Source organism: Vibrio sp. 1557, assembly GCF_033340175.1.
GTDB classification, from domain to species: Bacteria; Pseudomonadota; Gammaproteobacteria; order Enterobacterales; family Vibrionaceae; genus Vibrio; species Vibrio alginolyticus.
In genome coordinates this window covers 1-11990 of the sequence record NZ_JAWOVZ010000045.1, presented here as the reverse complement: position 1 = coordinate 11990, position 11990 = coordinate 1, and the positions used below count along the sequence as shown (strand labels likewise).

Genomic DNA, 11990 nt, shown 5'->3' with positions numbered 1-11990 from the left:
TCTCCATCTTGGTAACACTCGAAGACAACATAACCTGAGTTTCTCTTCACACGAGGGAAGCCATACACTTCCAACTGTGTCGCTTTGTCCTGAATTTCACCAGCACACTCTTTCTCAAAGCCAGAACGGCAATAGAGCATTAGTTGTTTCACTTGGAGACCTCTTTGATATTGAACGCAGCAAAAAAGAACAGACACCAACCAATCATGAACAGTAATCCTCCCACAGGAGTAATTGGTCCAAACCACTTAATGCCCGTCAGCGCCAGCGCGTAAAGACTGCCGCTAAAACAAAAGATGCCGATAATAAAGCAAATCGCCGCAATGAAAAAATATTTTTGTGCTTTTTGTCCCAAATTGAGCAGAAGCAGAATGGCACAAAACACAATCGCCAACGTGTGAATAAATTGATACAGAACTCCGGTCTCAAATACACCGAGCAAATAAGGGGCCAGTGTCGCTTTTAACCCATGAGCAGCAAATGCTCCAAGAGCGACCGAAAGCAGCCCAGACAATCCAGAGAGTGAGAGTAACCACTTACTTTTCACTGTACACCTCTTTTATAAACGCCGCTAACTGCTCTATCGCGAGTGTAATGTTACCCACTTCAGTATGACCTGAGATCTTGCGCGGTTTGAAGCTGTGGTCACCATCAGGTAAAAAGCTCACAGTTACTTGCGACGAAAGGACGAAATCATCGAATTCCTCACGCTTACCAAAGGTGTCTCGCTCCCCTTGCAGAATCAGCGTAGGTTTCTCAATGGTTGCTAAGTGCTCGCCTTTGTATTTCTCTGGCTTTCCCGGCGGGTGAAATGGAAAACCTAAACAGGCAATGCCCGCCACCAGCTCATTTTCAGCCAACAAGCTCGACATACGACCGCCCATTGACTTACCACCAATAACCACGGGAGAAAAAGCAAAGTGAGCGATCACTTCGCTGTATGCTTCAAGCAACTTTGGCGCGCGATCGGGCGGACGCTTTTTGCCATCTTCCGAACGTTTCACCATGTAAGGGAAATTAAAACGCACTACACGAATACCTTGCTCCACTAATCCTTTGGCGACCGCTGTCATGAAGTCATGCTCCATCCCCGCACCTGCGCCGTGAGCAAAAATAAACAGCGGTCCGTTTTCAGGCCCCTCAGCTATCCAGTGATTCATCCAATACTTCCTCTTGTTCTTTTCTCGCGGTTGCCAACATCCAGTCTCTAAACGTTGCGATTCGGCCCATATCTGCCTGCTGTTCATGACACACCACATAGAATGCATTCTTGGATATCAACACTTCGTCGAATGGTGCAATGAGTCGTCCGGCTTCCATTTCAGGTTTGGCGAGTACGTTGTTACCGAGCGCGACCCCCTGACCGTGCGCAGCAGCCTGTAGCACCATCGTTGAGTGACTAAAAATAGGACCGTGGTTTACGTTGATGCCTTCAATGTTGTAATGACGAGCAAACTGCTTCCAGTCTTTACGCGAAGTATCGTGTAACAAAGTATGTAATTTGAGGTCACTTAAAGATTCTAATGGTTTGTTACCCAAAAGTAATGAAGGTGAACAAAGTGGGATCAAAAACTCTTGGTACAATTTATCTGCTCGCAAACCTGGCCAGTTCCCTCGGCCATAGTAGATCGCCACATCAACATCATCAGTCAGTGAGCCTTCATCCATATCTACGGCTTTAATACGTACATCGATATCGGGCTCTTGAGCATTAAAATCGGCCAAACGAGGTACAAGCCATTGGATAGCAAAACTCGGCGGTAGGCTAATCGTCAATGCCCCTTTTTCGCTACGTTCCAACACCTTATCTGTCGCTTCCGCAATCGAGGTGAAAATATCTTTGATATCGAGAAAGTAACTTTGGCCTTCTTCTGTTAACAACAAAGAACGATTACGTCGACGGAAGAGCTTCAATGATAAGAACTCTTCAAGCGCTTTAATCTGGTGACTGACCGCGGCTTGAGTAACAAATAACTCTTCTGCTGCTCGTGTAAAACTGAGATGACGAGCAGCCGCTTCGAAGACTCGAAGCGAATTTAATGGAGGCAATCTGCGAGACATATGGGACCTCTAATAGGATTAGTTTTTTTAATCTGAAACATTATAAAATGTCCGTTGTCGAACAGCCAGATAAATTCTATATTTCACCCCGCAACACGGGCCTGAACGGCTTGATTTCTTTGGAAATCAATTGGCTTCGTTGTTGCGATGTTGTGTTTGCAAACTCGTATTTCGAGTTAGGTAGATTTCTACCATAATGTTTTGTCCACACTCCCTGTGACAAAACATATACTTCCTGTATTTATTTTTGACCTGTCTGTCAAATTTGTTACACCGCCTAAATTAGGCGGTGTTTTTTTATCTATCAAAAATCTCATCCGCATATCTGGCAGCAATATCACTTTATTACTCTTCTTTCGGATTAATTATCGTTATATCAACACAAAGTGTATGGCTTTGCGATAAGCCTCAACATTATGCTAAGTAATGGTTGTCTGTAACGCGATCAAAAACAAAAAAGGCGCAAATTGATGTCTCAATTTGCGCCTTTTAACGTATTTTAACAGTCAGCTATGGACGGTAAACTTTTACGTTGCTGAAGCCTTGCTCTTGCAAGTAAAGCGCTTGCAGACGGCTCATCACACCGCGGTCACAGTAAAGTAGGTATGTCTTAGACTGGTCTAAGTCACCAAACTGTGTACCCAGCTTGTAGAAAGGGATATGTTTCACATCCACATCTTCGATTTCAAGTGGGTTATCTTCTTCCTCTTCAGGACTACGAATATCTAGCACAACCGCGTGCTCTTCTACCGCTTGAACTTGCTCTACTTCTGGTGCGGCTTGCTCAGACTCTTTCGCGATATCACGAATGTCCATCATGCGAGCTTCTTGAACCACTTTCTCAAGGATACTAAAGTCGAATTTCTCTTCTTCAGCTTCTAGCTTGCCTTTCACCGCTTTCACGGTTGGCTTCTTAGAGATAACACCACAGTATTCTGGCATTGTCTTTGCGAAATCTTCTGTGCCGATTTCACGTGCTAGATTGATGATGTCTTCTTTATCCCAGTTGATAAGTGGACGCAGAATCAGCGTGTCAGTTACGTTATCGATGTGGCGTAGATTGGTTAACGTTTGGCTCGATACTTGACCTAGCGCTTCACCTGTTACCAATGCTTCGATCTTCATCTTCTGGGCGATCATGCCTGCTGCACGCATAAACATACGCTTCAAGATCACGCCCATTTGGCCGTCATCGACTTTCTCTAGAATTTCCGCAACCACAGGCTCGAAATCAACTGAGATAAAACGTACTTTTGCTGAAGAACCGTATTTGTTCCATAGGTAGTGAGAAACCTGTTTAACGCCGATTTCGTGTGCTGGGCCACCTAAGTTAAAGAAGCAGTAATGTACTTTTGAACCACGCTTGATATGAAGATAGCTTGAAACACCAGAGTCGAAACCACCCGAGATCAGGCTTAACACGTCTTCTTGCGTACCCAGTGGGAAACCACCTAGGCCTTTATGACGAGACAATACTTGGTTTAGCTTGTCGTTCGAGACTTCTACCTTGATCGTCACGTCTGGGTTTCGTAGCTTAACACTAGCGCTTTCAATCGCTTGATTTAAACCACCGCCTACATAACGCTCTAGTTCAATAGAGGTAAAGTCATGCTTGCCACGACGCTTCGCACGTACAACAAAGGTTTTATTTTCGAGTGCAGCACGGTTGAGTTCTAGTACTTGCTCGAAGATATCGTGCAAGTCTTTAAATTCAGTTTGCTTCACTTCCAGTACGTGGTGAATGCCTGGTGTATGAGTCAAAACCTCAAGAACTTCAGCGTGGAATTCGTTACTCTCAGAGGTCACTTCAATGTGATCACGACGGTTAAATACCGCGACAGACTCCGTGCGGCTCTTAATGATGTTACGAATGTTGCACTCTAAAATCTTTGTGAAGCGCTTACGCACAGATTCACTTTTTACAAAAATTTCTGGATGGGGCTTTACAATAAATTTCATAGTCTAATTCGCAGGTTAGTTTCGCAATCAACAAAGAGTGACACTCAACTTCAATACTTCATACGCAGTAAAACCGCGTTTCAGTCACAAAAAGTAGTCTGAGCTCACTTTTAAGGCGCAAGATTATACACCCAAGCGGATTGGAAAAACAAAAAAAGCGAGCAATCTGCTCGCTTTCTTATCTCTTTACTGACTTAAAACTAAAGCCTAGTTATTGAATTACCGGCACTTCTTCACTGTAGAGAGGCTCGCCTTGCATAATGCTGATTTCAACCCGTCGGTTAAGCGCGCGATTTTCATCAGAATCATTCGGTAACAAGGGTTCCGTATCCGCCATGCCTCGTACTCTTAAACGTTGATGAGAGAAGCCTCTCACTTTCTCCATCTCTTGCGCGACTGATACTGCACGCTGAGAAGAGAGATCCCAGTTAGAACGATAAAGTTCCGAGTCTAGCGGTCGATTGTCTGTATGGCCAGATACTCGCACAATGCCTGGCACGTCTTTTACTAGCTCTGCAATCTGACGAACTAAAGGACGAAACTTAGGCTGCAAGAAGGCCGAACCTTCTGGGAATGCACCTTTTTCACGCATACGTATAACAATCTGCTGACCGAGGTTTTCAACTTCAATGGCGCCTTGTTCAATCTCTCGCTCTAAGGCTTTCTTGATGCTTTCCATCAAGGTTTCCATCTCTTGCGACATCTCTTTAGATTGCTGTTGTTGCATGTCCGCTTCGGCAGACTCATTGTTTTGAGTTGACGTTTCTGGCGATTGCCCACCCGTTAACTTGCCTTCATCACGTTTTGTGCCACCAGCTCGATCAGACTCCCCTTCATGAAATTCGAGCGTCTGCTGAGTGATGTCCATGGTTTGCTGCATGATGACATCAATCGGAGTTGGTTCCGGCCGACCCGGTCGAAACTCTTGGGCAATAATGCTAGTACCTTTGGGAATGTCTTTCACTTCAAGCTGATTTTGCACACCGAAGGCAAATTTCATTGATCCTGCAATTTGTTTGAACTTCAGTACATCCATCTCAGAAAACGAGAGCAGAAGAACAAAGAAACACATCAGTAGCGACATCAAATCTGCGAATGTCCCCATCCATAACGGGAGGCCAGGTGGCGGACAATCGCATTTGTTATCTTCATCATCCATCACGACTCTCCAAGTTACTCGTCAATCTCAAGGGCACGTTTACCTTCATTGAGGTAGTTCTTCAAGTAACTATCGATCACTCGCGGGTTTTGGCCATCTTGAATCGCTAATACGCCATCCATGATCAAACGGCGATTTAGCGTTTCTTGGTCACGGCGAAGAGAAAGCTTATCCGCAATAGGGAAAAACACCATATTGGACAGGATCGCGCCATACAATGTGGTCAAGAGTGCAACGGCCATTGCTGGTCCAATCGCTTTAGGGTCATCCATGTTTGAAAGCATCGCAACAAGACCAACCAAGGTGCCAATCATTCCCATCGCAGGAGCAACGTCGCCAAAGGCGCGAAATACACCAGTACCTTGCGTATGTCGTTCATCCGTAAGCGCGATGTCTTTTTTGAGTGCCGCTCTCACAACGTCGGCATCATGGCCATCAACCAGTAGATCAATGCCTTTCTGCATGAATGTGTTGTTTATTTCCATCTCTTCAAGAGCAAGAAAACCACCTTTACGCGCCGCGTCGGCCATTTCCACAATTTTTGCGATCAGGTCTTCGGGTTCATCCGCTTTAAACATGAAGGCTTTGCCAGCAATCTTTGTCGCACCAAAAAACTGTCCCATTGTGAACTTCATCAACACGACGAATATTGAGCCACCAACGACAATAAGGATCGACGTGACATCGACAAACATGCCGATGCTGCCACCAAGCACCATCGCCATAATGACGAATGCAAAACCACCAATCAAACCTAATAGGGTTGCTAAATCCACAAAGCACTCCTCACGCTATACTCAAATACTGCCATTGGGCGGATTATTACCTGTATCGACAACTCGCGCAGAATTTTTAGAAAAATCTTAGCTAATGGATCACAAATTACACCTAACAACCTCAACCAAAATATGGGGTTTCACCGCTTAGACTCGTTGAACGCTAATTTTGTGACAATTATATAAGGTTAAATTTGACCAAGTTACTAGGCTAAGGTAACTTTCGTGCATCTTACCCGAGGCTTGATTAAGGCAGAAAAAAGATGGCGGTCAAGAAACCAGAAAACATGACCTTTGAAGCAACCATTGAAGAGCTTGATAGCTTGGTTGATCAATTAGAAAATGGCGATCTTGCTCTAGATGATGCCCTGCGTAAGTTTGAACGAGGCATTGCCTTAGCTCGTGCAGGCCAAACTAAATTAAGCGACGCCGAACAGCGCGTGAGCATTCTTCTTAGTGAAGATGATGAAGCACCACTGAGTGACTTCAAACCAGATTCAGAATAACAATCAGTAGTGAGCAATGTGATGCAACAGACATTGACGTCTTTTCAACAAAGAAACAATCAGCAATTGAATTTGTGGCTCGATCAGCTTCCATATCAAGAGCAGCCATTGATTCAAGCAATGAAATACGGCCTTTTGCTAGGTGGAAAACGCGTTCGCCCTTTTCTTGTTTACATCACAGGTCAAATGCTCGGCTGTAAACCTGAAGACTTAGACACCCCCGCCGCTGCTATCGAATGTATACATGCCTACTCACTCATTCATGATGATCTGCCAGCCATGGACGATGATGAACTGCGTCGAGGTCAACCAACTTGTCATATTAAGTTTGATGAAGCAACCGCAATACTGACAGGTGATGCACTACAAACCCTTGCCTTCACTATTATTGCTGATGGTCAATTAAGCCCGGCGGCAGAAGCTCAACGCATCAACATGATCAAAGCATTAGCGCATTCTTCTGGTGCCAGCGGCATGTGTGTAGGGCAAGCCTTAGATTTAGGCGCGGAAAATCGCCAAGTTTCTCTTGAAGAAATGGAAGAGATACACCGTAAAAAAACCGGAGCTCTGATTGATTGTGCGGTAAAATTAGGTGCATTAGCTGCTGGTGAGAAAGGTATCGAGGTTCTACCTCACTTGGAGCGCTACTCAAAAGCAATTGGTTTGGCGTTTCAGGTTCAAGACGATATTCTTGATATCATCAGTGACACAGAAACACTGGGTAAGCCTCAAGGTTCCGACCAAGGTCTGAATAAGAGCACTTATCCTTCCCTGCTGGGTTTAGAGGGAGCCATAGAGAAAGCTCACACTCTGTTACAGGAAGCACTTCAAGCATTGGAAGCTATCCCATACAATACTCAGTTACTCGAAGAGTTCGCCCGATATGTCATCGAGCGCAAAAATTAACACTATAAGCGCGCATTTATATGACTCTTGATATTTCAAAGTACCCAACACTGGCGTTAGCAAATACACCGGAAGAATTACGTCTTCTTCCGAAAGAAACATTACCAAATCTGTGTGATGAACTGCGAACGTATCTGCTAAATTCAGTGAGCCAATCTAGCGGACACTTAGCGTCTGGCTTAGGCACCGTAGAGCTAACTGTCGCTCTGCATTATGTTTACAACACCCCTATCGACAAATTGATCTGGGATGTTGGTCATCAGGCTTACCCGCACAAAATCCTCACCGGACGTCGCGATAAAATGCCAACAATTCGCCAAAAGGATGGTCTACACCCTTTCCCTTGGCGTGAAGAAAGTGAATATGACACCTTATCTGTCGGCCACTCTTCGACATCTATCAGTGCAGGCCTTGGCATGGCCATCAGCGCACAAAAAGAAGGCAAAGGCCGTAAAATCGTCAGTGTGATTGGCGATGGCGCAATTACAGCAGGCATGGCATTCGAAGCCATGAACCACGCTGGCGACGTTCATCCTGATATGTTGGTGATTTTGAACGACAACGAAATGTCGATTTCAGAAAACGTCGGCGCCCTGAATAACCACCTTGCAAAGGTACTTTCTGGTAGCTTATACACTTCTATCCGTGAAGGCGGCAAGAAAGTGCTGTCTGGTGTTCCACCTATTAAAGAGTTGGTTCGCCGTACGGAAGAGCACCTAAAAGGCATGGTAGTGCCTGGTACTCTGTTCGAAGAGTTCGGCTTTAATTACATTGGCCCGATTGATGGGCACGACGTCAATGAACTCGTCAAAACGCTGAAAAATATGCGTGAGCTCAAAGGCCCTCAGTTCCTACACATCATGACCAAGAAAGGCAAAGGTTATGAGCCGGCCGAGAAAGATCCTATCGGCTACCATGGTGTTCCTAAATTCGATCCAACGCATAATTGTCTGCCGAAGAGCAGTGGCGGTAAGCCGACTTATTCAAAGATCTTTGGTGATTTTTTATGTGACATGGCGGCCCAAGATCCTAAGCTAATGGCAATTACGCCAGCGATGCGCGAAGGATCAGGTATGGTGCGTTTCTCAAAAGAGTACCCAGACCAATACTTTGATGTGGCGATTGCTGAGCAGCACGCTGTGACACTGGCAACAGGCATGGCAATTGCGGGCGATCATCCAATCGTTGCTATCTATTCGACTTTCTTGCAACGTGGTTATGACCAATTGATCCACGACATCGCGATCATGGACTTACCAGTGATGTTTGCGATCGACCGCGCAGGTCTCGTTGGCGCAGATGGTCAAACTCACCAAGGTGCGTTCGATTTGAGCTTTATGCGCTGTATTCCGAACATGGTGATCATGGCTCCAAGCGACGAAAACGAGTGCCGACAAATGCTTTACACTGGCCATAAGCATTCTGGCCCGAGTGCGGTTCGATACCCTCGTGGTAGCGGCATGGGCGTAGAAATCGAAACTGAGTTTACGGCGTTAGAAATCGGTAAAGGGCGCATGGTTCGCCAAGGTGAAAAAGTTGCTATTCTGAACTTTGGTACTTTCTTGGGTAACGCGCTAGAAGCGGCAGAATACCTTAACGCCACTGTTGCTGATATGCGCTTTGTGAAGCCGCTCGATGAAGCATTAATTCGTCAATTAGCCGCAGATCATGACGTGCTCGTGACGTTAGAAGAAAATGTTATCGCAGGTGGTGCAGGTGCGGGTGTCGTTGAGTTCATGATGAAAGATAAAATCATTAAGCCAGTCTTAAACCTAGGTTTACCCGATGAGTTTATTCATCAGGGAACACAAGATGAACTGCATGAAGAGCTTGGTCTCGATGCAAAAGGAATTGAAAAATCCATCTTGGATTATTTAGCAAAATAGCATGTAAAAAGGGATGCTCATGGCATCCCTTTTTTACGTCCAGTGTTTAGTTCATGGTTTAATTCATCCAGCCAGCGTATTTTGCGACTAGAAACAGGGCAACACCGGCCATAACTCCCGCCACGATATCATCAACCATAATACCCAGCCCACCGTGAACTCGCTTATCTAGCCACCCAATTGGCCAAGGTTTTACCATATCGAAAAAACGAAATAAGATGAAGCCAGTGATCAACCACTTCCATTCAGTGAGTGGAATATTCAGTGCAGGTACAATGCTCATCGTAATCCAAAAGCCCGCAAACTCATCCCATACGATTGAACCATGATCATGTACTTTCATGTCTGCAGACGTCACTTGGCATATTTGAATGCCGATCACACACGAAATCAGAACAACAATGACATACGCCGTAAATGGTAATTGTGCCAACAGCAAAAAGAAAGGCACGGCCGCCAGTGTGCCCATTGTTCCAGGGATAAACGGGGATAATCCACTGCCAAAACCCGTCGCCAATAGATGCCACGGATTCTTTAATGAAATCAGAGAAAGAGGGTTGGTCATATCCTTAAACCTATACTGCTAGTTTGGTTTCAATCGTCATGCCTGCGAGTTACTCAATAGTAACAGGCTCTTGGCTAGAGCTTAGCTCAGATCATTTAAAGTGGTCGAAGCCACTTAAGTCCCAATCAAGTGGTTGATTGTTATCATGCAGCTCGAAGGTTCCATTTGGTCGGATTTGACCAATACATGTGACCTTACAGCCAGTATGAGATAAAGCGCTTTGTAACGAGCCTCGATTTTGCTCCGGCACGGTAAAACACAACTCGTATTCTTCGCCACTTGCTAAAGCATACTGCTGCGCGCTGATCTTATCATCTAAAAACTGGACTAATTCTGAAGAGATCGGTAGCTGAGAGACATCAATACTAACCCCAACCTGAGATCGCTGTAAAATGTGCTTAATATCAGAGATTAAACCATCTGAAATATCTATCGCCGACGAGGCTAAGCCAACAAGAGCTTGTCCAGCAAGCACACGCGGAGAACTAAGATAATGAGCTCGCTCTAGTGCTTCCGCGCCGGCTCTGCTGCGCAGAGAGTCATCTAGAATCACATCCAAGCCAGCTTTTGCATCGCCAAGGTTTCCCGTTACATATACCCAATCCCCAGGCTTGGCTCCGGAACGTGTGAGAGCTTTACCTTCAGGAACAAAACCTTGCACCGTTAGAGTCAGACACAATGGCCCTTTGGTGGTATCACCGCCTATTAACTGAATACCATAGTAATCAGCCAGTTCGAAAAATGCATCACAGAAAGGTGCAAGCCATTCTTCATCTGGCTCAGGCATCGTTAATGCGAAGCTCACCCACGCAGGCGTTGCGCCCATCGCAGCCAAATCACTGATGTTAGAAGCCAATGCTTTGTGTGCGACCCATGCTGGGTTCGCGTCGGCTAAGAAATGCGTTCCAGCTACCAATGTATCCGTGCTAATCGCAATCTGAACATTAGCTGGCGCTTTGACCAAAGCGCAATCATCACCAGCGGCTAGATGGACATCTTTACGTTGGCTCTGACGACCGACGAAATACTTGTCTATCAGATTAAATTCACCAGACATAATTCACTTACTTTTTGATGTAAAAGCTTTTGATACAAAAAAGGTCAGCATGTGCTGACCTTTTCATTGAAGAAATCGTTATTTCTTACGAATGTGAGGTGCTGCTTTATCAAGTACACCATTCACAAACTTGTGGCTATCTTCTGCTGCAAAAACTTTTGCAAGTTCAATCGCTTCATTGATAACAACTTTGTAAGGAACATCTTCGCGACGAGTCATCTCGTACATAGCAAGGCGAAGAAGAGCAAGTTCCATCATATCTAAATCCTGCATAGGACGAGAGATGTATGGACGAATTTTGCTATCTAGCTCAGCGTGGCTAAGTACAACACCGCTTAATAGTTCACGGAAGTAAGCTACGTCTGTCTCTGGAGCAGCAAGCGCTGGCTCAGATGCATGAAGTTCTTCTTCATCGTATTTGTCGCCAGACAAAAACTGTTCTTCAATCTTGGCAACATTCTCTTTAGTAATTTGCCATGAGTAGATCGCCTGTAGAGCGAATTGACGTGCGTTACGACGTGCGGCTGGTTTCACACTGGCCCCCATTAGGAATCAATTTCAGATAGTACATTAATCATTTCAAGTGCGCTTAGTGCAGCCTCTGCACCTTTATTACCAGCCTTGGTTCCTGCGCGTTCAATCGCTTGATCGATCGTATCAACAGTCAAAACACCAAATGCTACTGGAATGCTGAATTCCATAGACACTTGTGCTAGACCTTTGTTCATTTCACTACAAACATAGTCAAAGTGAGGCGTTCCACCGCGAATAACAGACCCTAGAGAAACAATAGCGTCGAATTTGCCAGTTTTAGCAACACGCTGAGCTACTAGAGGTAGTTCTACGGCACCTGGACAACGCACAACCGTGATGTTGTCTTCGCTTACTTGTCCGTGACGCTTTAGTGTATCGATCGCACCAGAAAGTAGGCTTTCGTTAATAAAACTGTTGAAACGAGAAATAACGATAGCAATTTTTGCATTTGGCGCTGGGAAGCCACCCTCGATCACTTTCATAAGCTTTCCTTTAACTCTATTTATAAGTGAAATATGTTCATCAAGTGAGAATCGCCGGATTCTAGCACAAATTTGTGAGCAATATCTAATGGAAATTGG

The 11990-nt window shown here is 45.2% G+C and carries 13 protein-coding genes and 1 pseudogene; 3 read left to right on the top strand and 11 right to left on the bottom strand.

Annotation, left to right across the window (positions count from 1 at the left end):
• The 7 genes and pseudogenes from R7070_RS23820 to pomA form a co-directional block, all read right to left on the bottom strand.
• Positions 1–197 (bottom strand): annotated as a pseudogene (locus R7070_RS23820) (23S rRNA (cytidine(2498)-2'-O)-methyltransferase RlmM); the annotation flags it as partial.
• Complete coding sequence (locus tag R7070_RS23815; RefSeq protein WP_053306526.1) at positions 149–547, bottom strand: DUF423 domain-containing protein; 399 nt, start codon at positions 545–547, stop codon at positions 149–151. The pseudogene R7070_RS23820 and the gene R7070_RS23815, both read right to left, overlap by 49 nt.
• Complete coding sequence (locus R7070_RS23810) at positions 537–1160, bottom strand: alpha/beta fold hydrolase (protein ID WP_053306527.1); 624 nt, start codon at positions 1158–1160, stop codon at positions 537–539. The genes R7070_RS23815 and R7070_RS23810 overlap by 11 nt, the downstream gene beginning before the upstream one ends.
• Entirely contained in the window at positions 1141–2061 is a 921-nt protein-coding gene (locus R7070_RS23805; protein WP_005383616.1) for a transcriptional regulator GcvA, read from the bottom strand. Before R7070_RS23805 ends, R7070_RS23810 begins: the two co-directional genes overlap by 20 nt.
• A gap of 510 nt (positions 2062–2571) precedes the next feature.
• Positions 2572–4020 carry a tRNA uracil 4-sulfurtransferase ThiI gene (gene thiI, locus R7070_RS23800; RefSeq protein WP_256900438.1) on the bottom strand — a complete coding sequence of 483 codons (1449 nt, stop codon included), beginning with the start codon at positions 4018–4020 and terminating at the stop codon, positions 2572–2574.
• A gap of 211 nt (positions 4021–4231) precedes the next feature.
• Positions 4232–5179 carry a flagellar motor protein MotB gene (locus R7070_RS23795; RefSeq protein WP_042521210.1) on the bottom strand — a complete coding sequence of 316 codons (948 nt, stop codon included), beginning with the start codon at positions 5177–5179 and terminating at the stop codon, positions 4232–4234.
• A 14-nt stretch (positions 5180–5193) separates the two neighbouring features.
• On the bottom strand, positions 5194–5955 hold the full coding sequence (gene pomA, locus R7070_RS23790) for a flagellar motor protein PomA (protein ID WP_005381564.1): 762 nt from the start codon (positions 5953–5955) through the stop codon (positions 5194–5196).
• A 263-nt stretch (positions 5956–6218) separates the two neighbouring features.
• Here pomA and xseB point away from each other — a divergent pair, with 263 nt between their 5' ends.
• The 3 genes from xseB to dxs are packed head-to-tail and all read left to right on the top strand — an operon-like array spanning position 6219 to position 9253.
• Positions 6219–6461 (top strand): exodeoxyribonuclease VII small subunit, encoded by a 243-nt coding sequence (xseB, locus tag R7070_RS23785; RefSeq protein ID WP_005381566.1) that lies wholly within the window; start codon positions 6219–6221, stop codon positions 6459–6461.
• A 21-nt stretch (positions 6462–6482) separates the two neighbouring features.
• On the top strand, positions 6483–7367 hold the full coding sequence (ispA, locus tag R7070_RS23780; protein WP_005383621.1) for a (2E,6E)-farnesyl diphosphate synthase: 885 nt from the start codon (positions 6483–6485) through the stop codon (positions 7365–7367).
• Between the two features lie 20 nt (positions 7368–7387).
• Complete coding sequence (dxs, locus tag R7070_RS23775; RefSeq protein WP_005383623.1) at positions 7388–9253, top strand: 1-deoxy-D-xylulose-5-phosphate synthase; 1866 nt, start codon at positions 7388–7390, stop codon at positions 9251–9253.
• Positions 9254–9311: 58 nt separating this feature from the next.
• Here dxs and pgpA read toward each other — a convergent pair whose 3' ends face one another.
• The 4 genes from pgpA to ribE all read right to left on the bottom strand — a co-directional run bounded on the left by pgpA (position 9312) and on the right by ribE (position 11891).
• On the bottom strand, positions 9312–9818 hold the full coding sequence (gene pgpA, locus R7070_RS23770; RefSeq protein WP_031780838.1) for a phosphatidylglycerophosphatase A: 507 nt from the start codon (positions 9816–9818) through the stop codon (positions 9312–9314).
• Positions 9819–9909: 91 nt separating this feature from the next.
• Complete coding sequence (thiL, locus tag R7070_RS23765) at positions 9910–10875, bottom strand: thiamine-phosphate kinase (protein ID WP_167415050.1); 966 nt, start codon at positions 10873–10875, stop codon at positions 9910–9912.
• Between the two features lie 78 nt (positions 10876–10953).
• Entirely contained in the window at positions 10954–11421 is a 468-nt protein-coding gene (nusB, locus tag R7070_RS23760) for a transcription antitermination factor NusB (protein ID WP_005381571.1), read from the bottom strand.
• On the bottom strand, positions 11421–11891 hold the full coding sequence (gene ribE / locus R7070_RS23755) for a 6,7-dimethyl-8-ribityllumazine synthase (protein ID WP_005381572.1): 471 nt from the start codon (positions 11889–11891) through the stop codon (positions 11421–11423). The genes nusB and ribE overlap by 1 nt, the downstream gene beginning before the upstream one ends.
• Positions 11892–11990: the final 99 nt, after the last annotated feature.